Source organism: Acinetobacter sp. NIPH 2100 (assembly GCF_000369805.1).
Lineage (GTDB): Bacteria > Pseudomonadota > Gammaproteobacteria > Pseudomonadales > Moraxellaceae > Acinetobacter.
The window spans coordinates 2236295-2262038 of sequence record NZ_KB850224.1 but is presented as its reverse complement, the minus strand read 5'-3'; the positions used below and the strand labels follow the sequence as shown (position 1 = coordinate 2262038).

General features: G+C 40.2%; 21 protein-coding genes. 16 read left to right on the top strand and 5 right to left on the bottom strand.

The window, feature by feature from the left end:
* The first annotated feature begins 12 nt into the window (after positions 1-12).
* From F887_RS07385 to F887_RS07415, 7 genes are all read left to right on the top strand, one after another.
* Positions 13-4518, top strand: a complete 4506-nt coding sequence (locus F887_RS07385; RefSeq protein ID WP_005294839.1) for a translocation/assembly module TamB domain-containing protein — start codon at positions 13-15, stop codon at positions 4516-4518.
* A 139-nt stretch (positions 4519-4657) separates the two neighbouring features.
* Complete coding sequence (locus tag F887_RS07390) at positions 4658-5131, top strand: DUF4124 domain-containing protein (protein WP_005294836.1); 474 nt, start codon at positions 4658-4660, stop codon at positions 5129-5131.
* A gap of 102 nt (positions 5132-5233) precedes the next feature.
* Positions 5234-5593 (top strand): hypothetical protein, encoded by a 360-nt coding sequence (locus tag F887_RS07395; protein WP_005294834.1) that lies wholly within the window; start codon positions 5234-5236, stop codon positions 5591-5593.
* 260 nt (positions 5594-5853) lie between these two features.
* Entirely contained in the window at positions 5854-8493 is a 2640-nt protein-coding gene (locus F887_RS07400; RefSeq protein WP_005294830.1) for a bifunctional aconitate hydratase 2/2-methylisocitrate dehydratase, read from the top strand.
* Positions 8494-8811: 318 nt separating this feature from the next.
* Positions 8812-10236, top strand: coding sequence for a formylglycine-generating enzyme family protein (locus tag F887_RS07405; protein WP_005294828.1), 1425 nt, complete (start codon positions 8812-8814; stop codon positions 10234-10236).
* 113 nt (positions 10237-10349) lie between these two features.
* A complete protein-coding gene (locus F887_RS07410) occupies positions 10350-10799 on the top strand; it encodes a hypothetical protein (protein WP_005294826.1) in 450 nt (149 codons plus the stop codon).
* An 87-nt stretch (positions 10800-10886) separates the two neighbouring features.
* Positions 10887-11237 carry a hypothetical protein gene (locus F887_RS07415; protein ID WP_005294823.1) on the top strand — a complete coding sequence of 117 codons (351 nt, stop codon included), beginning with the start codon at positions 10887-10889 and terminating at the stop codon, positions 11235-11237.
* 162 nt (positions 11238-11399) lie between these two features.
* On the opposite strand, the gene F887_RS07420 is transcribed toward F887_RS07415, so the two are convergent.
* Positions 11400-12857 (bottom strand): DASS family sodium-coupled anion symporter, encoded by a 1458-nt coding sequence (locus tag F887_RS07420; protein WP_005294820.1) that lies wholly within the window; start codon positions 12855-12857, stop codon positions 11400-11402.
* Between the two features lie 266 nt (positions 12858-13123).
* Between F887_RS07420 and F887_RS07425 the strand changes: the two genes are divergently transcribed.
* The 6 genes from F887_RS07425 (at position 13124) to F887_RS07450 (ending at position 18731) form a co-directional block, all read left to right on the top strand.
* Positions 13124-14107: an ion transporter gene (locus tag F887_RS07425; protein ID WP_005294817.1), complete on the top strand. Its 984-nt coding sequence runs from the start codon at positions 13124-13126 to the stop codon at positions 14105-14107.
* Between the two features lie 299 nt (positions 14108-14406).
* Positions 14407-15363, top strand: a complete 957-nt coding sequence (locus F887_RS07430; RefSeq protein ID WP_005294815.1) for an ABC transporter permease — start codon at positions 14407-14409, stop codon at positions 15361-15363.
* Complete coding sequence (locus F887_RS07435) at positions 15353-16309, top strand: iron chelate uptake ABC transporter family permease subunit (protein ID WP_005294812.1); 957 nt, start codon at positions 15353-15355, stop codon at positions 16307-16309. Before F887_RS07430 ends, F887_RS07435 begins: the two co-directional genes overlap by 11 nt.
* Positions 16300-17064: an iron ABC transporter ATP-binding protein gene (locus F887_RS07440; RefSeq protein WP_004772594.1), complete on the top strand. Its 765-nt coding sequence runs from the start codon at positions 16300-16302 to the stop codon at positions 17062-17064. The genes F887_RS07435 and F887_RS07440 overlap by 10 nt, the downstream gene beginning before the upstream one ends.
* Before the next feature lie 9 nt (positions 17065-17073).
* Complete coding sequence (locus F887_RS07445) at positions 17074-18027, top strand: siderophore ABC transporter substrate-binding protein (protein ID WP_005294810.1); 954 nt, start codon at positions 17074-17076, stop codon at positions 18025-18027.
* Between the two features lie 95 nt (positions 18028-18122).
* The gene (locus tag F887_RS07450) at positions 18123-18731 is read left to right on the top strand and encodes a DUF2238 domain-containing protein (RefSeq protein WP_032862905.1); all 609 of its coding nucleotides are present in this window, start codon (positions 18123-18125) and stop codon (positions 18729-18731) included.
* A 21-nt stretch (positions 18732-18752) separates the two neighbouring features.
* Here F887_RS07450 and F887_RS07455 read toward each other — a convergent pair whose 3' ends face one another.
* Positions 18753-19973 carry an MFS transporter gene (locus F887_RS07455; protein WP_005294802.1) on the bottom strand — a complete coding sequence of 407 codons (1221 nt, stop codon included), beginning with the start codon at positions 19971-19973 and terminating at the stop codon, positions 18753-18755.
* A 198-nt stretch (positions 19974-20171) separates the two neighbouring features.
* On the opposite strand from F887_RS07455, the gene F887_RS07460 reads away from it, so the two are divergent.
* Positions 20172-20963 (top strand): DUF4198 domain-containing protein, encoded by a 792-nt coding sequence (locus tag F887_RS07460; protein ID WP_032862902.1) that lies wholly within the window; start codon positions 20172-20174, stop codon positions 20961-20963.
* A gap of 52 nt (positions 20964-21015) precedes the next feature.
* Here F887_RS07460 and F887_RS07465 read toward each other — a convergent pair whose 3' ends face one another.
* A complete protein-coding gene (locus F887_RS07465; protein WP_005294799.1) occupies positions 21016-21711 on the bottom strand; it encodes an epoxyqueuosine reductase QueH in 696 nt (231 codons plus the stop codon).
* Positions 21712-22116: 405 nt separating this feature from the next.
* Here F887_RS07465 and F887_RS07470 point away from each other — a divergent pair, with 405 nt between their 5' ends.
* On the top strand, positions 22117-23037 hold the full coding sequence (locus tag F887_RS07470) for a LysR family transcriptional regulator (RefSeq protein ID WP_005294797.1): 921 nt from the start codon (positions 22117-22119) through the stop codon (positions 23035-23037).
* Between the two features lie 94 nt (positions 23038-23131).
* On the opposite strand, the gene F887_RS07475 is transcribed toward F887_RS07470, so the two are convergent.
* Positions 23132-23587 carry a DUF441 domain-containing protein gene (locus F887_RS07475; protein WP_005294795.1) on the bottom strand — a complete coding sequence of 152 codons (456 nt, stop codon included), beginning with the start codon at positions 23585-23587 and terminating at the stop codon, positions 23132-23134.
* A 159-nt stretch (positions 23588-23746) separates the two neighbouring features.
* Positions 23747-24601 (bottom strand): hypothetical protein, encoded by an 855-nt coding sequence (locus F887_RS07480; RefSeq protein WP_005294792.1) that lies wholly within the window; start codon positions 24599-24601, stop codon positions 23747-23749.
* Positions 24602-25049: 448 nt separating this feature from the next.
* On the opposite strand from F887_RS07480, the gene F887_RS07485 reads away from it, so the two are divergent.
* Positions 25050-25610 carry a TetR/AcrR family transcriptional regulator gene (locus tag F887_RS07485; protein ID WP_005294788.1) on the top strand — a complete coding sequence of 187 codons (561 nt, stop codon included), beginning with the start codon at positions 25050-25052 and terminating at the stop codon, positions 25608-25610.
* Positions 25611-25744: the final 134 nt, after the last annotated feature.

Genomic DNA, 25744 nt, shown 5'->3' with positions numbered 1-25744 from the left:
CTCGGGTTGATTATGACGGAAGTAGAACAGCAACTTACCCCTCCAACTGGACCAAGACAACAGCGGCGTATCCTACGGAATACTCTGTTGATCGTGCTGATCATTGTTTTATTATTGGTTAGTTCTCTCGCTGTGATGATGTCAACTGACAAGGGTAGCCGTTTTCTATTAGATCGTGTACTTCAAAGCCAAAAAACCATTAAATATGAATATGAAAGTGGTAACCTGATCTCAGGCATTATCCTCAAAAATGTTTTGGTCAGATTAACTGGGGTTGATGTTTCTTTAGACCGTGCTGACGTGTCACTGGGTTGGAGAGCGATCCTTAAAAAAGAAGTGCATCTGAGTCATGCCGATGTACGTAATCTAAAAATTATTGATAAGAAACCACCATCTGGCAAGCCGTTTGGTTTTGACCCGATCAAATTGCCTTTTGTACTGCGTGTGGATGAAGCAAGTCTAGATCATCTAGAACTTCAAACCACAACATCAAAAGTCAATTTTAGTGATATCTATCTGAAAGATGCGCTGTGGTCAGAAACCAAATTAAAGTTTGAAGACTCTCGCATGAAGATGGAATTTCTATCGGTGCAAAATGCAACGGGAGAGATGGACTTCAATGGTAAATATCCCTTAAATGCCAATGCAGACTTAATCATTCCATCATTAAAAAGTTTAGACATTGAGACTATCAAAGTTGCAGCGAGAGGTAGTTTAGATACCTTGAGAGTCGGTGTGGCAACACAGACGCCAGACTTACTGACAGGTTGGGCAATTGTCCATCCAGTACGTGAACACGTGCCAATGAATGGTGAGCTGTATTTAAAAAACTATCATTTACCGTTATTAAAAGAACAAAAACTTTTTGCTAAAAATGGTATCGCAAAGTTCAACGGTGATATTCAAAAACTGGTCTTGAGTTTAGATACAGATTTGAAAGGTGAACAAGTTCCAGAAGGCAAATATACGGCGCTAATGGATACCGATTTAACGCATCAATTGAATATTCGCGAATTGAATGGTCAGTTGATGGGCGGAGTAGTGAGCCTGCTGGGTTTTGTAAATTGGCAGGATCATGTGTCTTGGGATGTAAAAGGTCGTTTAGATCGTTTAGATCCAAAAGATAAGACTGTACCGCAAATCGCGCAAGATTTCTTACCACCAAACCTTGATGCCAATTTAAGCAGTACAGGCTCAATGGAAAAAGGTATGGTACTCAATGCTCAACTGGCATTTGATAAATATGAAACATGGGCTGTGAAGCTGAATCAAGCTGAAGAAAAAAATAATAAAGCACAACCGATGTTATTAGATGTCTCTTGGAAAGGCATTGATCGTGCCATGCCTTATATTGGCTGGTTAAGCAGTGAGGAAGGTCATACCAATCTGACTTTAAAAGAAGGTCAGCAAGATATTTATTTGACCACCACGATACGTCCGCATGAACAGGCGCTGTTACCAACGGGTAAGTATGATGCGCGTTTGGATGTCAAAGGCAATCTCTTAAATGTCGAGAACTTCCGTTATGAAGCAGAAAAAGGTAGTTTGTCGGGACAAGCCAAAGTTAAATTACCAACTGAAAAACAACAACTTTCATGGCAAGCACAGCTTAAAGCGCAGGATTTTAATCCGCAAACTGTAGCTGCTGCAGCACCTGTAAATTTATTGAATGGGGAAATCAAGGCCACTGGTTTTGCTAAGCCAAACCAACAAATTATTCAGCTCGAACAGATTGATTTATTAGGTCAATTGGCGCAAGCGAATCAAAAAGAAACCATTGCTTTAAAAGGAAAAAGTACTGCTGCGTTGATGTTTAATGACGAAAAAGCAGGTGGTGGATTTAAAAGTTTTGCAGTCAATTACGATGGCTCTTTAAATGCATTGAACCAAGGCAATGGTGTATTAAAAATCAAGGTTGCAGGCACACCTGATTACATCAAGATCAATGAGTTAAATCATGATGGTGTTGCTGGGAAAATTTATGCAACGGGCGCTGTCAATCTCAAAGATAAATTGGGTTGGGATATTGATGCTTCGTTGGTGCGTTTTAAGCCACACTATTTTGTTTCGAGTGTAAAAGGTGAGGTTTCTGGTCGAGTTAAATCGCAAGGTGTTTGGTCAGATAAGCTGAAACGTATTGATATTCGTGAACTCAATGCAGCAGGCTTTATCAATAACAAGCCAATTCGTGGTCGTGGAAATCTGAGTTTGCTGCTGGACTCAAATCAAGAAGGGTTCTTACCACAACAATTTGAAGCCAATGACTTATTTTTCTCATACGCTCAGAATCAGCTTCAAGCAACAGGTAATGCGCAAAACTTACGTATTAAGCTCAATGCACCTGCATTATATGAACTTTATCCAGGTTTGCGAGGTCGTGCTTACGGAAGCCTAAATGTACAGTCACAACCACGCATAAAAGCAACGGCGAATATGATTGTTGATGGTTTTGCATTCAATGATCTTGTCAGTATCCGTTCATTGCGCGTACAGGGGGAATTACCAACCTCTGAAACCATGCCAACACAATTAACTGCAACTTTGGATCAACTTCGTAATGGCAACCGTGAAATTGAACATGCTACGGTGAATTTGGCAGGTACACGTAAAGCACATGTATTAAAGGTGGAAAGTAAAAACCGTCAATCTAACTTTTATGTGCAACTTGCAGGTGGTTTCAATCCAAAAAATGATTGGTTAGGGCAAGTTCAAAAGGGCAACTTTAAATCTCGCAATATCAATTTGGTACAGAACCAAAATGCACCAATTATTTATTCGACTGCGCAGACGGAGTTATATGTAGGCCAACATTGCTGGCAAAGTGCAAATAGCCAATTATGTTTGGATCAACCTGCACGTATCAGCAAAGCAAAAGGTAGTTTCTCATTTATTACCAAAAATCTGGATTTGAAAGACTTTACTGCGTTTATGCCAGAAGGCTTGGCTGTGACAGGTCAACTGAATGGCTATGCCAAAGCGTCATGGGCGCAAGGTAGCCATCCAAAACTGGATGCACGTTTAGTGACGCGCAAAGGTGAGATTGGCCTAGCTGCAGATGATCCACAAGATCCTGCTACGACGGTAACTTATGACGAATTAAGCTTGATCGCGAAGAGTATCAGTGAAGGTTTACTGTTCCGTGTGGATATGAAAACGCCTGATATTGGAACAGGCTATGCCAATGTCATCATCAATCCGTTCCAAGCCAATATGCCGATGCGTGGCGAAGTGGCCTTTGATGACGTGCAGTTAAAAGTCTTTAAGCCATTTATTAAAGATGTACGCTCTATGTCGGGTACGCTTGCACTGGCAGGTAAAATGAATGGTACTTTGACGCAACCTGAGTTCGTGGGTGAGATGCGCTTGAAAAATGGTGCGATTTCAATGATCTCATTGCCTGTCAACCTCAGTAATATTCAGCTCTATTCATCTATACGCCAACAATCTGCGAGTATTGATGGTGCGTTCAACAGTGGACAAGGTGTTGCTCGTTTAAAAGGTAATTTTGACTGGAAGAATGATCCACATTTAAATCTGACGTTAAAAGGTGACAATTTATTGGTTCGTCAAGCACCGATGATTACTGCGATTGTGGAGCCTGACCTGACACTCGATGTCTATCCGTTTAATCAACGTCTAAGTTTAAAAGGTTCGATTGATGTGCCTCGGGCCCGTATTTCGATGCCAGAAAGTTCTGCAACGGTTGTAAATCTATCGCCAGATGTCCGTGTGGTTCAACAAGGACAAGATTTGCTTGCAACACTTAAAGCAGCAAAACCTTGGGATATTCGCGCAGATATGACGGTAACCTTAGGCAATCAAGTCATCTTCCAAGGCTTTGAAAGTACCATTCCGCTGGTTGGGCGTTTACACCTGTCACAACGTGGTTTAGAAACGGCAATGCGTGCCAATGGTGCGATTGGTGTCAGCCAAAAAGTGAAGATTGAGGCCTATGGTCAAAGTCTTGATCTGAACCGTGCTATTGCGCGTTTTAATGGACCGTTGGCAAACCCGACACTGGATATCGATGCCAATAAACCAGTTCAAGGCAGCATGGTCGGGGTACGTGTCACAGGGACAGCAACAGTACCGAATATTCAAATTTACAATGATGCGGGTTTATCTGAGCAAGAAGCGCTGAATGCTTTACTCACAGGACGTATCAATGAAGGTAGCAGTGGTTTAAGTAATACAGAAGGCTTTAAGTCAGATGTAAACAATACCATTGCTGCTGCGGGTATTAGTATGGGTCTAGGCGGTACACGTGCCTTAACCAATCAGATCGGTCGAACTTTTGGTTTGAGTGGTTTAGCACTTGACGCACAGGGTACAGGAGATGATACGCAAGTCAGCCTGACGGGTTATATCACACCAGATCTGTTTATCCGTTATGGTATCGGTGTATTTACCCCAGTGAATAAATTGACCTTACGTTATCAAATGAACCGTCGTTTATATCTGGAGGCGAGTCAGTCTTTAGAACGTGCAATTGACGTTTTCTATAACTGGCGATTCTGATCACAGAAAAACAAGAACCTGCTTTAAACACTTAAAGCAGGTTTTTTTATTGCTGCTTATTTTTGGAAATGAAAATGTGATAGAATTAATATAAATTATTGAAAATAAAAGATTTTATGACATTTTTTGGAGGAAATAAATGAAATCTGTCACTTTTAGTCAGCTTTGGGCAGTACTTGGCTTTGTGCTGCTCAGTTCTACACTCCAAGTCCATGCAAAGGAATACTATAAGTGGGTCGATGCCAAAGGGATCACCACTTATTCAGCAACGCCACCGCCTGCACAAAAACAAGAGCCTCAACTCGATCCTGTAAAAAAGAATAGCAATACCGCAGCAGTCCAACCAGCAAGCACACAAACAGTGACTGCACCGAAAGATGCAAAAATCACAACAGTGACTACATCTGCCACAACAGCCAAACCTATTACATCAACGACCACGAATAATCTTACGGTAACAAGTGAAGTGCTTATCCCTGTCAAAAATTGCAATGGTGTCAGATGTTGGGACAGTAAGGGCAAACATTATAATCTGGTCGCAGGGACAACCTATCTCTCTGGCAATGGTGGAAAATGTCAAAAGTTAGGCAATAACATGCGTTGTAGCAAATGATTTGTATGTTTTTATTACGGAAAGCACAGTTTTAAAGGCTTCCTTTTGCAAAATCAACAAGTTTCAGTATGATGTGTGCATCAAATTAGCCGCAGTATGATGATGAAAAAAGTTTTGTTTATTGCAGTAGGTTTAGTTTTGGCTGGTTGTGCTGAGAAAAAGCCGTTAACCCCTGAAGAACAATGGCATGGCTATTGCGTCAGTGTGGGTAACGCTGCGCGTTCGATCACCTTGGATCGTCAAAATGGAATTGAGCAAAAACAAGCAACGGAATATGCGGCTAAGATTGAAGATGAAATGACACGCAAATTTATCTTTAAAATTTTGGACACGGTTTATGCGCTTCCTGCCGATCAACTGAAAAAAGATCCAGAAGCATTACGTGAAAATTTAAAGAAACAGTTTATGCAAGAATGCTTGGTTACTCCACACGACAAGCTGCCAAACTATAAACTTTTTTAATGTGTATATAAAAAAGACAACACCGTTTGTCTTTTTTTATGGATGTAATTTATTGTTTTATTAGACTTTAACCTAAGACCAAAGCGGTATTTCAAAGGGATGAACATTTCGCTATAAAATAATGGGCATCACGTAGAAATACGGTAGTTGCATTAACATTTAACGCGAAGTCTAGTAAAATTTTGCTTGTCCACATTACTTGTAAAGCTTGTAGCAAGCTGGAACTTACAAGTAATTTTTTAAAAAAGAGGAATAACACTGTGCTAGAAGCTTACCGCCAACACGTTGAAGAACGTGCCGCACTCGGAGTCCCACCGAAGCCGCTTGATGATGCTCAAACTGCTGAACTCGTAGCCTTATTAAAAAATCCACCAGCAGGTGAAGAAGCTTATTTAGTCGATTTACTAGAAAATCGTGTTCCAGCAGGTGTTGACCAAGCTGCATATGTAAAAGCTGCTTTCTTAGCTGCTGTTGCAAAAGGCGAAGCAACCTCTCCACTCGTATCTAAAGAACGTGCAGTTTACTTACTAGGTACAATGCTTGGTGGTTATAACGTAGCACCACTTGTTGAACTTCTAGACAATGCTGAGCTTGCAGAATTAGCGGCTGAAGCATTGAAGAAAACACTTCTTGTATTTGATGCGTTCCATGACGTAGCTGACAAAGCAAAAGCAGGCAATGCTGCTGCTAAAGCAGTATTACAATCTTGGGCTGATGCAGAATGGTTCACAAGCCGTGCTGATGTTCCAGAAGAAATCAAAATCACTGTGTTCAAAGTAACCGGTGAGACCAACACTGATGACTTGTCTCCTGCACAAGACGCTTGGAGCCGTCCAGACATCCCATTACACGCAAACGCAATGTTGAAAAACGAGCGTGATGGTATTAACCCTGAAAAACCAGGTGAAGTTGGTCCATTAAACCAAATCAAAGAATTGATCGCGAAAGGCAACCAAGTTGCTTACGTGGGTGACGTTGTTGGTACAGGTTCTTCTCGTAAGTCTGCAACGAACTCTGTACTTTGGTTCTTCGGTGACGAACTTCCACACATTCCAAACAAAAAAGATGGTGGTGTGTGTTTAGGTTCTAAGATCGCGCCAATTTTCTTCAACACAATGGAAGATGCAGGTGCATTACCTGTAGAAATCGACGTTGCCAACATGAACATGGGTGACGAAGTTGTATTGAAAATTGATCACGCTGCTGCAAAAGTAACTGCATTCAAAGATGGTGCACAAATTGCAGAAGCTGAGCTTAAAACCCCTGTGCTTTTAGACGAAGTACGTGCTGGTGGTCGTATTAACTTGATCATCGGTCGTGGTTTGACTACTAAAGCACGTGAAGAATTAGGTCTTGCACCATCTACATTGTTCCGTACTCCAGTACAACCTGCTGACACTGGCAAAGGCTTCACGCAAGCTCAGAAGATGGTTGGTCGTGCATGTGGTTTAGCAGAAGGCCAAGGTATCCGTCCGGGTACTTACTGTGAACCTAAAATGACCACTGTTGGTTCTCAAGATACTACTGGTCCTATGACGCGTGACGAGTTAAAAGACTTGGCGTGCTTGGGCTTCTCAGCTGACTTAGTGATGCAGTCTTTCTGTCACACTGCTGCGTATCCAAAACCAGTTGACGTAACAACTCACCATACATTACCTGACTTCATCATGAACCGTGGTGGTGTGTCTCTACGTCCAGGTGACGGTATTATCCACTCTTGGTTAAACCGTATGTTACTTCCAGATACCGTTGGTACTGGTGGTGACTCACATACACGTTTCCCAATTGGTATTTCTTTCCCAGCGGGTTCTGGTCTTGTTGCGTTCGCAGCAGCAACTGGCGTTATGCCACTTGATATGCCTGAGTCTGTACTGGTTAAGTTCAAAGGAAAAATGCAGCCTGGTATCACTTTACGTGACCTTGTACATGCAATTCCTTACTACGCGATTCAAGCGGGTGACTTAACTGTAGAGAAGAAAGGTAAGAAAAACATCTTCTCTGGTAACATTCTTGAGATTGATTTATCAGAAATGGAAAATGACTTGACTGTTGAGCAAGCGTTTGAACTTTCTGATGCATCTGCTGAGCGTTCTGCTGCTGGCTGTTCAATCACACTTTCTGAAGAGAAAGTTGCTGAATACTTACGTTCTAACATCACCATGTTGAAGTGGATGATCGCAGAAGGTTATGGCGATGCTCGTACAATGGCGCGCCGTGCTGAAAACATGCAGAAGTGGTTAGACAACCCAAGCTTGTTAAAAGCTGATGCTGATGCCGAATACTTAAAAGTTTACGAAATCGATCTTGCTGACATCAAAGAACCAATTCTTTGCTGCCCGAACGATCCAGATGACGCGAAACTTCTTTCTGACGTTCAAGGCGACAAGATTGATGAAGTATTCATCGGTTCTTGTATGACGAACATTGGTCACTTCCGTGCTGCTGGTCAGTTACTTGACAAAGTACCAAGTGGTTCATTGTCTACTCGCTTATGGTTGGCTCCACCAACTCGTATGGACGAGCATCAATTGATGGAAGAAGGCTTGTATAACATCTATGGTCGTGCTGGTGCGCGTACAGAGATGCCAGGCTGTTCATTGTGTATGGGTAACCAAGCACGTGTAGCACCGAACACAACGTGTGTATCGACATCTACTCGTAACTTCCCGAACCGTTTAGGTCAAGGTGCAAACGTTTACTTAGCTTCTGCTGAGCTTGCATCTGTAGCTGCGGTTCTTGGTAAATTACCAAGCCCAGAAGAATATCAACAGTACGCGTCGCAAATCGACAGCGCTTCTGCTGACATCTACAAATACTTAAACTTCGACAAGATGAGCGAATATACAAAAGAAGCTGATCAAGTTGATACCAAGAAAATCCAAGCAGCTCAATTAACGTAATCTGTTAATTAGCTAAAAATAAGGGCTGATTCATCAGCCCTTATTTTTTAATGCTATACATAAGAAAAATGCCAGATAAGACTTAACAATTTAGGCAAAGTAAATGTATTAAAAATGAAGAGTTACTTTTCGGAATAACTTTAATCTGTATTTTTTCTTGGGTAATCTCAAGTTTGCTTCTTTTTTATGCTAATTAAATCACCTATAAATTTTAATTATTTATGAACAATATATTCCTATTTATGCTCAAGACTGGTGTTGCTGCGCTGTAGCTTAAACATAAAGGGTTTTATTTAATTATATAAAAGGAGCGAAATGATGGAGATTTTACCCAAAGCTTATGTGAAAGTAGCAGGCATTGTTCTTGCAGGATGCTTATTGGCAGCCTGTAATGATGATAGCAAAAAAGTAAATTCAGAAATAAAGCTGCAAACCACAACCATGGCCTTAACCGCCTTAAGTCAGAGCCTCGTTTGGAAAAATGATCAGTGTGATACTGTATATCGAACTGCGATAGAACAAAATAATAAAGCATTAACAGCCTTACAAGAATTGAAAGCAGCGCTCACTACACAGGAAAATAATTTAGCTGCTTTTATTGATCAGCGCATGTTACCTAAATTGACCCAGCTGCAATCAGAGGCCACTTTTATCCGTGAACGTTGTAATGCGCCAGATTATGATGGCACGGGTGTGAGTATCGAGCGTCCTGCAATGTTGCGTGAAATGTTGAATGAATGGCAGGGAACCATTGATTTACTCACGCGGCAGCTAAACAAACCACCTTTAATGAATGCCTCAATTCAACCTGCAAGATTGACCAATGTAGAGATCAATACGGGAACAGCAGCAGCTTTCAAATTTAAAGATTGTTCAGATGGCTTTTGTCCTGAATTGACTGTGATTCCCGCGGGAAGCTATCAAATGGGAGGAACATTGGAAGAACAGGACAGAGAAGGAGTACCCGCACAGGCAAGACCTTATGAATTGCCTCAGCATCGTGTCAATATCACTCAGCCATTTGCGATGGCATCTTATGAAACCACTGTCGCTCAGTTCCAGCAGTTCCAAAAGGAAACAGGCTGGGAGGTGCAAGGCTGTCGAAGTTGGGAGGTACGAGATGGTGAGTTTAATATGTGGTATCGAAAGGATTTAAACCCAAGCAATCCTGGATTTACTCAAACTGCTCAGAATCCAGTAGTATGCGTACGCCGTGAAGATGGTCAGGCTTTTGCTGAGTGGTTATCTCAAAAAACAGGAAAAACCTATCGGTTACCGACTGAAGCTGAGTGGGAGTATGCGGCTAGAGCAGGCTCATCAACGACTTTTTTCTGGGGCAATGATCCTGAACGCGACCAAGCCTGCAAATATGCCAACGTTTTGGATGTATCTACAACCACAACAGAAACCAATACTGCGGCATGGCGAGCATTTAACTGTAATGATGGCTATGCTTATACCGCACCTGTGGGCTCATTTTTACCAAATGGCTTTGGATTGTACGACGTACTTGCAAATGCGCGTGAATGGGTAGATGACTGTTGGCATGCCAATTATCAAGGTGCACCTACGACACAAATACGTTGGGGGGCAGAAAATAATGGTCTGTGTAGTTTCCCTGTATTGCGTGGCGGTGCATGGATTTATAACGTACATAATGTTCGTACTGCTTATCGCAATGCTTATTATTCGTCTCAGGCGCGTTCAACCATGTGGGGATTCCGTGTTGTGAGGGAAATATAGAATTATAGAGAGATTTGATGTTTAGAAAATCTATTAAGTTAAAAGGTTGACCTAATTAATTGTTTTTGCTAAAAATAGGGCTGAGAAATCAGCCTTTGTTGTTTGAGATTTACATGCCAGAAGAGTTTTTTTATCACTCATTTCCACGTATTAATACTAAGATAAATGAAACATTAGAACAGAATAATTTACGAGGTATTGCTATACTGAATAATATTATTAAAAATGGTTTGCTCTTAGCTCCTGAAGTTATGCATTTACCGTTTGAGCTTGAAAAATGGCAGAATCCAGTTGTTCAACATCGTTGCTGTTTTACATTAATAAAGAGAGAAATGTTAGAAGAACATTGTCAAGTATTTGGTAGATTTTCTATAGAGTGGAATACATCTATATTAAAAGAAATTGGTATTATGCCCGTTATGTATTTACCATTATTTGATCATAATGGTGATGATGATATGAAATATGTAGGTTCTAAGTTTTTATACCGAATGATTAATTTTCATGAATATTCTCGCCAGTATTTAAAAGAAGCTGAAGAAGGAAGAGAAGAAGTTTTTTAAAGAGGTAATAATGAAGAAATAAAAGATTTTGAAAATAATAAATTGTTTTTTGAAGACATGAGAGCATTCTTTGAGGGATTGAAGAATATGGTGTATCCTGTTGATAATAAAAAGTATACGGAGGAGAATGGTTATTATCGTCAGAGAGAATGGAAATTACCTGGCAATCTAAAACTTAATGGAATTGATATAACTGAAATAGCTACGATTGAAGACCAAAGAGAACTTTTATCAATTAATTTAGATTTTTTTAGTAAGGAAATAAATTATTTTGGGAGGGATTATACTAGAGCACAGATCTCTTTTTTCTTAAAAAATATATATGATAGTCATATATTGAATTATGCTAATAAAATTATAGTTCCAGCAGAGAGGGTCGAAGATGTGAAAAGGTTACTAGCTAAGTATAAATTAAATGTAGCTGTTGAGTCATTATAGATTTTTAATAACCTAATTGAATATTTAATTCAGTTTATAAAAATTATTTGGATCATTATTTTAAATGTTTTAATTGAATTTTAAGCAATAACCAGCCCTACTTATGTGGGGCGGGTTATAAAAGAACTCATATATTCAAATTATTTCCTTAAAATTAATAAATCACCAATAACCCAACACTTTCCACCAAAGTCCGCCAATCAACACAAAGATGATGATATTGACTACACTCATGACAAAGCCAGCTTTCCACCATTCACCCAGTGTTGTGTAACCTGAACCAAATACCACAGGCGATGTACCCGTTGCATAATGGGTTAAGGTCATCATGATGCTGGACGCTGCTGCCATCATTAAGGCAAACAACATCGGTGGTGCACCCAACGCCAGTCCCGCCGTATAGAAGGCTGCAAACATGGCAGTGATATGTGCCGTGGTACTGGCAAACATATAATGTGCATACAGATAGGCGAGCATGAGCAATAAACAGGCAGGCATCCAACTCAAGCCTAAATGACCAATACCAGTTTCAAGCACACCTGAGAACCACGTGATTAAACCCAGTTTATTTAAATAAGTCGCCATCATCACCAAAGCTGCGAACCAAGTAATAGTATCCCACGCGCTTTTTTGTGTCAGGATATCTTCCCAAGTCAGTACACCCGTAATCAGCAGCAAGCCTAAACCAATAAATGCAGTTGTGGTTGGATCAACCGCCCAAGCTGAGCCAAAAATCATGGCAGGGATACCAGCCCATAGTAGCAGTAGAATACCAAACACACCGAGCATGATGATTTCATTTTTACTGACAGGACCCATTTCCTGCAATTTGGTTTTGGCAAATTGAGCAGCATTCGGGGTTTCTTTCACTTCAGGTGGATACATCCAATACATGATCAATGGCATGATGATCAAGGCAATCAAACCTGGTAATAACATCGCCAGTGCCCAAGTACTCCAACTCAATGAAATTTCACTATTGGTTGCTTTTGCCACCAGATCGACCACCAATGGATTGGGGGCAGTTGCGGTAATAAACATGGCAGAGCTAATTGGGTTAGCTTGATAGTTCACCAAAGCTAAATATTTCCCCATACGACCTTCAGTACCTTTAGCAGGGTCAGAGTCATAACTGGTGGAAATTGCACGGACAATCGGGTGAATAATTCCACCACCACGTGCGGTATTACTTGGAGTCACAGGTGCAAGAATCAGCTCGGAAAGCACCATGCTATAACCAATACCAATGGTTTTCTTGCCCCACACCGCGATGAATAAATAGCCTAAGCGTGCACCCAATCCAGTTTTTTGCAAACCTTTGGAAATCATAATTGAAATACCAATCAACCAGATTAGTGGATTGGCAAAACTACTGAGCGCATCTTGAATAGCGCCACTTGGGCTGTCATTGGTGACACCTGTTACGGCGACTAAGGTAATCGCAATAATGGCAATTGCCCCAATCGGCATGGCTTTACCAATAATGGCCGCAATCACACCGACAAACATGGCCAATAAATGCCATGCGTCAGGATCCACTCCAGCAGGTACAGGAATTACGAACCAAATCAGCAATGCAATAAATAAAGAGATAAGCGTAGGGAGAGCTTTGAATCCCATGTAAATTCCCCTTGTTGTCACGGGTTTAATAAAATTTATAGTTCTTTATGAATGAATCGTTAAAGAAATAACCACTAAGCTTTTATTATCGGTGAATGAGGCATCAAAATTCAAAGAGAGTTTTGTTGAAACAGCGTGATATAGAGCAATGAATTGACAAATGATTTTGTTTTTCAGCAAAAAACTGGCTTTGGTGAAAATCTCTTATCAAACAGCAGAGTAACGTGCTACATTTTTAACTTGCTGAATCGAACAATAAGTACGGTATGACTCAACTTTCATGGCAACAATTAAGACGCTTTGTTTATAACAACTTACATAATGATGATTATAAAAGCCTTATTAGTCGCTGCGTCAACTATGTCTTGATTGCCCTGATTATTGGCAACGTGGCTGCGGTATTACTTGAGTCCGTCAATGAGTTCTATAAGCTGTATCAGCCTTATTTTGATGTGTTTGAAAATCTATCGATCATTATTTTTAGTGGGGAATATCTGCTCAGGCTCTGGAGTATTGTTGAGCAAAACCCACAACAACCTGCATGGAAGCAGCGTATTCGTTGGATGAAAAGCGGTGGAGCGATTATCGATTTAATGGCAATTTTACCTGCTTATTTGAATTTCTTTGTCCATATCGATTTACGTTTCCTGCGTGTTCTACGGTTGGTAAGATTGCTCAAATTGACGCGCTATTTTGTGTCATTACAAATTCTTTTACGGGTGATTCAGCGAGAAAAAGGCTCGTTCCAAGCGGTTATTTTTATCTTGGTCATTATGATTGTAATGACTGCTTCTGCGATTTATGTCGTTGAAAATAAAGCGCAACCTGAAGCCTTTAGTTCGATTCCGCAAGCGATGTGGTGGGCCGTAGTGACCTTAACCACGGTGGGTTATGGCGATGTCACACCTGTGACCAACCTAGGACGAATATTAGGTGCATTTATTACTATTCTCGGTGTGGGGATTGCTGCTTTACCAGCAGGTATCTTGGCTTCAGGTTTAGCCAATGAGCTGAATATGCGGAATCAGCGACTGGAACAGGAGTTTCGTGAAGTCTTACAGGCCAAAGGCTTGGACTTGCTGCATGATCAAATGGAAATTGAGCGCATTCGGAAAAAGGTCGGTTTACCCAAAGAGCAGACGCATGAAATTATCATTCAGCTCGTGCGAGAAAAACTACTTGAAGATCAGGAGCAGGAAAAAAAGCAGTACCGTTTTTGCCCGCATTGTGGTGAAAAACTTTCAGAATAATTTGAAATTTATTATAAAAATGTAGACCGAGCTTTAAGCACAGGTTAGCAATCCTAGGTTATTTATATTTTCAGATATGGACCAAATCATGCTCTGGCACTTAGCACTTAGCACTGCTAAGGCTTAGGTGTTTTTATACCAATATAAAAGATTCAATAAATTAAGTTTTACTTCAGAGCCAGTCAGTCTTGTTTAAAAAAGTTAACAATAATCTTTATCATTTGTGATAGTTTCTTATTATATATTTTGTGTTTTTTAAGCTTATTTTAAGTTTACGCATCCTATGAAGTTCTCCCAACATGATTAAGCGGCGTTACCTGATTTTATTATTAATTCCCTTGGCATTTATTTCCCTATTTGTCGGTGTGGGAGAGATGAGTATTGCTGGCTTATGGGCTGGCAATCCTCAAGACTGGCAACTGTTCTGGACCAGTCGCTTACCCCGTTTAATGGCAATTATTGTGGCGGGCGCAGGGCTAAGTGTCTGTGGTTTGATTATGCAGTCACTGAGTCGAAACCGTTTTGTATCCCCAACCACAGCAGGCCTATATGACTGCGCACGTTTGGGTGTACTGGTTTCGATTATTTTACTGCCCAGTGCTTCAATTTTTACGAAAACAGGCTTTGCGATTGCTGTGACACTTATGGGTGCAATGACATTCATGAGTATTTTGGCAACCTTAAAGCATCTTGACACGGTTTTTGTTCCGCTGGTGGGTATGATTTTTGGCAGTATTATTTCTGCATTTACCACCTTTATTGCACTACAACTGGACTTATTGCAGAACTTGGCAGGCTGGTTACAAGGGGATTTTTCAACCATTTTAAATGGTCAATATGAATTGATCTATCTCAGTGTGCCCGTTCTGATTCTGATTTATATCTTTGCCAATCGGTTTGTTTTGGCTGGATTAGGGCAGGATTTTGCCACCAATCTGGGGCTGAACTATAAACAGACTCTTTTTATTGGTTTGTTATTGATCTCCGTAATTACAGGTGTGGTGATTGTCACTGTGGGTGCGATTCCATTTCTTGGTTTGATTGTACCGAATTTGGTAAGTCTGTATTTGGGTGACAATATTCGTAGAACACTTTCGCACACTGCATTATTGGGTGCTTTGCTGGTTCTGCTCTGTGATGTATTTGGCAGGGTGGTGATTTTCCCTTATGAGGTGTCTGTCAGTCTGATTATGGGGGTGGTGGGGAGTGTGATTTTCCTGTGGTTACTACTCAGGAGATATCGCTATGCCTCATAAAACCAAGCTAATTATTTTAGCGCTCTTCATGCTTCTCAGCATTGCCTTATACCTGAGCTGGAATTTGGGTGTGGCGTGGCAATATGCCTTGAATCTGCGCTTAAAAACAGTTGCTGCCATTATCGTGGCGGGTGTTGCGGTCGGTGTTTCGACTTTGGTTTTTCATACCATTGTGAACAATCGGGTGGTAACACCACAAGCGCTAGGATTAGATAAATTATATGAACTCTCAAAGACAGCGATTATCTATTTCTTTGGTGCCAGTACTTTGTTGTCACTTAACTTTGTCACTGATTATCTGATCAGTTTGCTGTTAATGGTGACCTTTGCCTTGTTGCTGTATCGGTTTATTTTCCAGAAAGTCGCACAGCAAAATATCTATTTCCTATTGCTCGTTGGTCTGATCTGCTCAACTTTATTCGACAACATAACAACGTTCTTTCAGGTTTTGCTAGATCCAGATGAATTTCAGATCGCTGCTTATGCGGGTTTTGCCAGTTTTAATGTCGTGAAAATGGAAACCGTGGTTTTGTCATTACTGACCATAGTACCGATTCTATTTTACAGCCTGAAGCATTATCACACACTCGATGTGATGGCTTTGGGACGAGATCATGCGCTGAACTTGGGACTGGATTATGACAAGACTAGTCGTTTGCTTTTGATCCTAGTGGTATTGGCACTGGCTTCTGCTACAGCTTTAGCTGGCCCAATGATGTTCCTCGGTTTGTTGGTCCTCAACATTACCTTAGAACTGTTCAAGACCCATCAACATCACATCTTATTGCTTGGCATTATCTTGGTCAGCATTCTTTGTCTAATGCTTGGGCAATTCATGGTTCTGCATGTACTGAATTTAAAAACAACACTCAGTGTGATTATTAATTTCGTCGGTGGAATTTATTTCTTCTGGATTTTATTGAAGGAAAATAAAAAGTGGCAATAGAGCTCAAGAATTTAAGCAAAAGCTATCAACAGCAACGTGTGGTAAATGCGCTTTCGCTGACGATTGCCAAAGGACAGTTTACGGCATTTATTGGCCCAAACGGCGCAGGTAAAAGTACTGTACTTTCGATGATGAGCCGCTTAATTGAAGCAGATCAAGGTCAAGTTTTGCTAGATGGGCAAGATCTGCAACAGATGAAAAGTGCTGACATTGCCAAAAAATTGGCGATTTTAAAGCAATCTAACCATACCGAGCTGCGCCTAAGTATTGAAGATCTGGTTGCTTTCGGACGTTTCCCATATTCACAAGGTCGCCTAACTCAGGAAGACCGTGAGGTGATTGATCGCTCAATTGCCTATATGGATCTGGAAGCCTTAAGACACCGACAAATCAGTGAATTGTCGGGTGGGCAGCGACAACGTGCTTATATCGCCATGATTCTGGCTCAGGACACCGAATATATCTTGCTTGATGAACCTTTAAACAATCTGGATATGAAGCATTCTTCACAGATTATGCGGGTTTTAAAAGATTTGGCCGAGAATCATGGAAAATCGATCATTGTGGTGATTCATGACATTAACTTTGCTTCTGTCTATGCCGATCACATCATTGCCATGAAAGAAGGTGAATTGGTGTATCAAGGGCATCCACAACAGTTGATGGATGAACATATTCTGCAAGATATTTTTGATTTCCATATTCCGATCCAGCAGGTTCAGCAACATAAATTAGGTTTGTATTTTATTAGTTAGGAGTTCGTTATGCGTTTCAAAAAAACATTGCCAGTCATGATGCTAAGTGTGGCATTGGCTGCATGTGGCAATTCCAACACACCTTCGGCAAATCAGGACAGTAATACTACTGCTACACATGAAACCTTAAGTTTTAACAGCAAGGCAGGGCAGATTACTATTCCAGCGAATTTATCGCGTATTGCGGTACTGGATACCAGTGCTTTAAATACCATTCATGCTTTGGGCGCGGACGATAAAGTGGTTGCCTTGCCAAAAGGAACGCCGTTGCCGAAAGTCTTGCAAAATTTCAGTGAAGGTAAATATCTGGATGTAGGGACAGTGAAAGAACCGAATCTGGAAAAAATTGCAGCCAGTCAGCCTGAACTGATCTTGATGAGTGGCCGTATGGAAAATATGGTGGGTCAAATCAAGCAGATCGCGCCGACTTACTTTGTTGATGTGGATTACAACGATCAGTTCAATTCTTTTAAACAGCAAACATTGAATATTGCTGAAATGGTGGGCAAGAAGCCTGAGGCAGAACAGCAATTACAGACTTTGGAAAAAGATATCGCTGCATTAAAAGCCAAGACCAAAGGCAAAACGGCTTTGGTGATTTTGGTGAATAACAGCAAGATTGCAGCGTATGGCCCGGGTTCGCGCTTTGGTAATATTCATGACCTATATGGATTTACCCCAGCGGACCCTTCAATCAAGGTGGGATTGCATGGTATGGCGGTATCGCATGAATTTATTGCACAGAAAAACCCAGATTATCTGTTTGTCATTGATCGCGGTGCAGCAATTACTGAAAATCAGCAAGGTGCAAAGCAGGTGTTAAATAATAAGATTATTAATGAGTCCAAAGCGGCGAAAAACGGCAATATTGTCTACTTAGACTCGAGTAATTGGTATTTGATGAATAATGGGCTGGATGGTATGAAGACGATGCTGAAAGAAGTTGCAGATGCAGTGAAATAACATTCAATTTATCGATTTATAACCAAAAACCGAAGGACGCACTTCGGTTTTTTAGATTATGGTATGAATAAATAAATCAGTGATTCTATAAAATGATGCGTATTTCTTTGTTGTGCTTGGGGACGATGATTTTGGCCATTTTATTGGTCGTTTCAGGAATTCAACCTTTTGATCGGACCACGTGGTGGCTTGAAGTTACGCCCGTGCTGATTGTCGTACCATTATTGTTTGCCACCTATAAAACGTTTCCGCTTACCCATTTATTGTATGTACTTATTTTCTGTCATGCGATTGTGCTAATTGTTGGTGGAGCGTATAGCTATGCGCGTGTCCCTTTTGGTTTTGAAATTGCAGAATGGTTGGGTTTGGATCGTAATCCTTACGACAAGATTGGGCATTTTATGCAGGGTTTTGTACCCGCAATGGTGGCTCGTGAAATCCTGATTCGAAACCATATTTTAGGCAAAGGCAAAATGCTGAGCTTTATTGTGATTTGTATTGTGTTGGCAATCAGTGCGACTTATGAATTGGTTGAATGGGCAGCAGCATTGTTATTGGGGCAAGGGGCTGAAGAATTCCTCGGAACTCAAGGGGATGAGTGGGATACACAATCAGATATGTTTTTTGCCCTGATTGGGGCGATCATGGCCTTATTATTGTTATCAAAATGGCATGATCGACAGATTGCAAAATTAATGGATTAAAACCCGTAGGTGAAACTGCCGTTAAGATGCAGCAGTTTCATTTTTCTGTGAATATCTGGCATAAGCCAGTGCAATTAATAAAATCGCCAAACCACCTAAGCTTAAAACAAAACCAACCCAGATCGGTGCTAACCAACCCATATTATGACTCAGTACCCATCCGCCCAAGAACGCGCCAAGTGCATTGGCTAAGTTAAATGCCGAATGATTGAGAGACGCTGCCAGAGTTTGTGCATCGCCTGCAATGTCCATGAGATGTGTCTGTAAGGCACCGCCTAAACCAATCACAGTAAAACCAATCAGGAATAAAGCTGCAATCGCTGTATAAAGATTGGACATCATAAAACTGGCCGCGACAAAGGCAAGCGCAGAGCTGATCAGAATCCCGATAATGGTTTTAAACAGGTTTTTATCAGCGAGCCAACCCGCAACCAAACCACCGATGACCATCCCTGTACCCCAAATTGCTAAAGCAATCGGCACGACACTGATATTGGCGTGGGTATATTCCGTCAGAATTGGAGACACATAGCTATACACCGAGAACATGCCACCAAAACCAATTGCACCTACTGCAAGTGTCAGCCACATATTGATATTTTTTAGACCCGCCAATTCAGCTTGAATACTTGCACTCTTTTGCAGAGGGATATTGGGCACAAACAAACTGACCCCAATCAACGTAATGAAGGCGATCACAGCAGAAAATTCAAACCCTGCTTTCCAGCCGAACTGCTGTCCAAGCCATGTGGCAATGGGCACACCAATCACATTGGCAATGGTTAAACCCATCATGACTTGTGCAATCGCGGTAGCGCGACGTTGTTTACCTGCCAGTTCAGCTGCAACCAAAGCCGCAACCCCAAAGTAAGCACCATGCGGAAAACCTGCTATAAAGCGAGAAATGAGCATCGCTTCTGGCGTTGTAGCAAAAGCTGTGGCGGCATTGGCCAAACCATAAAAAAGCATCAGGCCAAGTAATAAAGTCTTGCGCGGAACTTTTGCGCCGAGGATGGCAATAATCGGTGCACCAACCATGACTCCAAGCGCATAAGCACTAATGAAATAGCCAGCATGGGGCACACTGACATTTAAGTCAGTAGCGATTTCCTGAATCAGTCCCATAGCCACAAATTCAGTTGTTCCAATACAGAAACTACCGACAGCCAACGAGAAAATAACCAGAAATAAGGAATAGTTGTGTGAGGGAGATGAATGCAAGGGAGAGCTTGGCGAGGACATAATATCTCAAGTCTAAAAGTACCGCCGTATTATATTCGAGTCGCTTTCAGAAAAGTGAAACAGAACACAATTTTTATCTCAATTAAAAATAATTTCAGTCTAAGAAAACAGTATAATTTTGAATGATAATTATTTTCATTTATGTATAATGCAAGCAGATATTTTCTTAACTGAATTTTTAAAAAGGGTGGGATGAGAGTGAAAAAATTATTAATCAGTTCATTGGTAGTGGTTTCAGGTTATAGCTTTGCCCATGAACCTTATATTGCACCGATTGCTTATACGACTGAGCAAACGCAAGTGACTGTTATATCTGGCTATGCAGAAGAAGCATTAAATAGCGAATATGCATTAAAAAATGCAAAATTTGAAATTACAGCACCAAACAACACCAAAACCACGATTGAGCCAGATTCTAAGCTCGGTTCGGCAACAGTATTTGATTTAAAATTACCAGAAGCAGGTACTTATACCGTCAAGACCAGCACAAGCTATCCTTTGAAATATGTGCAAGATCAAAAAGAATGGAAAATGTTTTTTGATATGCCTGCAGACAAAGCACCTGCAAAAGCTGAGCGTGATTTTGCAATTCCAGCAGATCTAAAAACGAAAAAAATTACCCCAGTCGAAATTACGCGTGAATGGACATTTTTGACGTATTTAAGTAAAGAAAAAAAGACGCCAATTCAAGCAAGCACTGCACCGATTCAAGTTGAGTTTTTAACGCACCCAAATGAGTTAAAAGCCAATCAAGCGGTAAAAATTAAAGTGTCGAAAGCAAATCAGGCACTTGCCAATGCCAATGTGGTAATTCGTGCCAAAGGTGCGACGGATAAGCAAGGGGTTAGCTTAAAAACAGCGGCTGATGGCAGTGCTGATTTAGTATTTCCAAAAGCAGCGGAATACTTGATTGAAGTGAGTGAAACAGTTGATGTGAAGCAAAAGCCAAGCAATCAGTTCTATAGCATTATCAGTGTTTCTGTAAATTAAGATGATAAAAGGCTAATTCATCAGAATTAGCCTTTTTGTTTCGACTTTATTTTTATTGATTAGACTCATCATCCATCGCATTACTATAGAACTTAACACCCAGTTTAATTCGATCGCGACCATTACTCATACGCCAGCGATTGCTATCTCTAAGTGAATAAACACAACCACAATACTCTTGTTGATAAAACTCTTCACGTTTGCTGATTTCCAGCATACGGACGGCGCCACCGTGTTTACGCCAGTTATAATCCCAATATTGAATATCTGGATAATGTGCCGCCGCACGTAGACCACAGTCATTGATTTGCTGCATATTTTTCCAGCGGGAAATGCCGAGCGAACTGCTGATCAAGCTAAAACCGTGTTCATAGGCATAAAGTGCTGTTCTTTCAAAACGCATATCAAAACACATGGTGCAACGAATGCCTTTCTCAGGTTCATCCTCCATCCCCTTGGCACGTGCAAACCAATTATCAGTATCGTAGTCACAGTCGATAAAAGGAATATTATGCTTCTCGGCAAAACGGATATTTTCTTCTTTACGAATCAGATATTCTTTGACTGGATGAATATTGGGATTATAGAAAAAGATTGAATAATCGATGCCAGATTCAATCAAGGTTTCCATGACTTCACCAGAACACGGCGCGCAGCATGAATGCAGCAATAGTTTGTCGTGTCCTTCGGGCAGGCTGAGTTTTTGGCGTTCAAGCGTCTTTTGACTTTGTTGGGTCATCGTAGGCATGGTCTGCAACAGGTAATCTTACATTGTAAAAGTTTTAAAAGCCTATGGCGGTCGAATTCAATGAAATGTTCTCAGCTCATGCTGAATTTTTTTAATAATGATGACTTCCAAATTCAGAAAGGTTTTACTTTTTCTACCCCTTTCTTGGCTCAAGTGCTGTTTTCGATCTAGAGTAGAATGTTATCGTTGGCTAAGATGGGTAAATTTCATGTGATATAAAAATAATGAAAGAAAATAAATAGTGAGATAAGCTAATTAATTTAATGCTAAGATGAATTAAATTCAATAAAAATCCTTTCTGAACTTTTAACAAGGATGGGCAACCTCGGATCAAAATCTGATTATGGGGTGGTAAATTTCTCTTAAAAAGGGGGATTTAAAGGGTTTAAGCGCAAGGCCATTGCTATGTTAGAACTTCGTCATTTAAAAACTTTAATTGCTTTAAGAGAGCACGGTTCATTGGTGTCTGCCGCAACAGATTTATGTCTTACGCCATCTGCAATTTCACATCAATTAAAAGAACTTGATCATTGGTATGGGGTCGAAGTTGTAAATCGTCGTAGTCGTCCAGTCAGCTTTTCTAATGTGGGCGAACGCTTGCTTAAACTGGCAGATGATGTGTTACCTCAAGTTCAGATCGCGCAAACCGATATTACACGTATCGTGCATGGGCAAACGGGACGCATTATTTTCTCATCTGAATGTCATAGCTGCTTTGACTGGTTGATGCCGTTGTTAAATCAATATCGCCTGCAATATCCTGATGTAGATCTGGATTTCGCAGCAGGATTTGAATCCAATCCGCATGAACTTTTGCAAAATGCGGAATTTGATTTATTGATTACGGCTGATCCCATCGCATTAAAGGGGATTGAATACTTTCCAATCTTTGAATACGAATCTCGTTTAGTATTATCAAATACGCATCCTTTGGTTCGTGCGGAACAGGTTTCGGTACAAGATTTAGCTGAAGAAACGCTGATCACTTATCCTGTTGATAAACATCGCCTAGATATCATGGCGCATTTATTTATCCCTGAAAATATTCAACCTAAGCATATTCGTACCACTGATCTGACCCAGATGTTAATTCAATTGGTTGCCAGTGGACGTGGTATTGCGGCTTTACCTGATTGGGTAGTGAATGAATATGAACAAAAAGGCTGGGTGGTGAGTCGCCGTTTAGCCTGTGTTTCGCCACAAGGCTTGAGACGTACCCTATACGCAGGCTATCGAACAGAGGATAAGGAGAAGAATTATTTTGAAGGGTTTATTAAGCAACTTGAAAAGTTCTCCAAGATGCGAACTGTTTATTATGAGCAATAATAAATGGTTAAAGCTTAAAAGGTAGGGGAAATGAACTTCTACCTTTTTGCTCTAAAATAATGTAATCATCAGGATCTGGGCATCCATTTTATCGTTAAGACTTGCCAATCAGCAGGGATAAGATTCCTGCGGCAATGAGTGGTCCCACGGGTACGCCACGCAACAGCGCAACACCTGCCACCGTACCAATCAATAATCCTGCAACTACATCAGGTTGGTTACTCATCAGCTTCACACCGCGTCCACCCAGCCATGCGACCAATAAACCCACAGCAATTGCAGCGAGGGACTTGATACTGATGAATGATTTTAGGATGCTTTCACCACTGATTTTGCCACTCGCAATCGGTGCAAGTACGCCAATGGTTAAAATAATAATGCCGATATTCAAACCATGATTTTGAATATAAGGGAAAAATTGATTTAAAGGTGTAAGCTTTACCAAAATCAGACAAGCTGCCGCCACAGTCACCGCTGTATTTTGACTAAAGACACCACAGCCTAATAAAACAAGAAGAACCAATAAGTTGAAATCAAATTGTGAAAACATGCGCTGGATATTTGCGGGAAAGAAAGTTGAATTATATCGTAAATTACCAGCTGACTTTGATTAAATTAGCATCTGAACGATTAGAGATTCTTTTTCTCAGCCCATAAAAAAGCCATCTTTCAACAGAAACGTTGAAGATGGCTCCTTGTGATAAGGAAATTAAGCCAGTTTTTTGAATGTTCCGTAATATGCAATTTGTTCATCCCAGAATTGTTCCCACAAATCACAATATTCAAGACAAATTTGGCGAATAGACGCATATTCAGATTCGACACATGCTTGCGCTAATACGAACCATAAATCATCTTCATGATCATCATCGGCCGCTTCAGCAGATGCATCATGTGACACGCCATGTACATAGTAATAACCGCTATCCACATCAAAACCGACAGCCTTAGTTGCTTGACGTAATGCCGGGCTAAATAAAATGACTTCTTCTTCTGCGACGGCTAGCAGAGCAGAAACGGCTTGATAGCTATGAAATGAGTTTTCCAGATAATTACGAACACGTTGCGAGATGAGTGACGGTTGATAGTCATTTCGTTCTGATTGACTCAATTCAAAGTCATTTAGCACATCTTCAAACAGCGGGTAGTGCGCATATTCAGGGTTGCCAGAATAATATCCTTCATCATCAAGACCAGGGCGGAATCCGAACTCATCCAAAATATTAAGATTAAGTAAAAAGCGAGGGAACATTTTAGAACCAGAAAGTAAGCGTGGTTCTAACTGTTTGGTTTGAAATTGCGCCATTAACAATGCATCGGTAAATACCTGTACAATGGCATGACGATATTCTAAGTGAATGTGTTTTAAAGTTTCTTTGTCAATTACGCCGTCATTTAAAAGTTGAATGGCTGGATGGCGTGAAACAGGATGATGTGAAATCTCTGTACGTAATTGGTTCAGAAAGTTCAGGTTCTTGTTCCATAGCTCAACAGAAATACTATTCTTCATTCCTTCAATAGCGTTCTGTCTTGGGTTGTTAAAGTTTTCAAATTTTTTTGGCATAGTTTTATACTCGATGGATTAATAATATTATTGCTTTTCCAATTATTTAGTTAGATTTTTTTTGGTTGCTTATGAATATAACTATTGGTTCAACCAAACATCTTTTTATTGGATGATTTAAATATAAAATGATTTTTTTGTGAAATCAATTTATTAAGACGGCTAAAAAATAATAAGAAAGTTTATCAATTAACTTAACTCTAAATAAAATGAGAATTGATTCACGTTATATTTTTTTATTTTAAAAATAGAAAGATTTTTTTACAAATGATCTTGTGTATAGACAGATTTTTACATACCCTATAAGAGGGACAATAAAGAAAATACGACTTTTCGATAATGCTCTTAAAATAACATAAACATACATAGTGGCCAGAACTTTCCAGCATGTAAACTATGTCTAAATAATGCATTAAGTTTTTTGATAGAATTCTAAAAGGATAATAAAATGTCAAAAAAAGAAGATATTATTGCAACGGCTCTAGACCTTTTTAACCGCCATAACTACAGCTCTGTAGGAGTGGACCGAATTATTAGTGAGTCAGGTGTTGCGAAGATGACTTTCTATAAATACTTTCCTTCCAAAGAGAACCTGATTGAAGAGTGTCTGTCTCGAAGGAATAAAAGTATTCAAGAGGCAATTGAACACGAAGTTAATTCGAAGCAAGAAGATGATTATTTGGGGAAAATTAAGGCAGTCTATTTTTGGCACTTGGGCTGGTTTAACTCAGATGATTTTCATGGTTGTATGTTTCAAAAAGCTTCTTTAGAAATATTACAACAATATCCCTCTATTATTAAACCGATCGTAGAATATCGCGAATGGTTAATGGGACTGGTTGAAGCGCTATTTGAAAAAGCCAAGGTATATCAACCTCACGTACTTACAGCAATGTATATCAATATATTAGATGGTATGACTGCTTATGCAAAAGTAAATAAAGATCATGCTCAAATCGAAGAGTGTTGGTATTATATTGAGCGATTAATTCATCTGGAAGCGGCTTAAGAGATAATGTATTTAGTTTTATTAAATAGTAGCTTTATTAAAATTAATATAAATAAAATCTTAAATCTCTTTTAAAAGTATTGAAATAAAAAACCGAGGATAATACCTCGGTTTTTTATTTCTTATTTATTCAG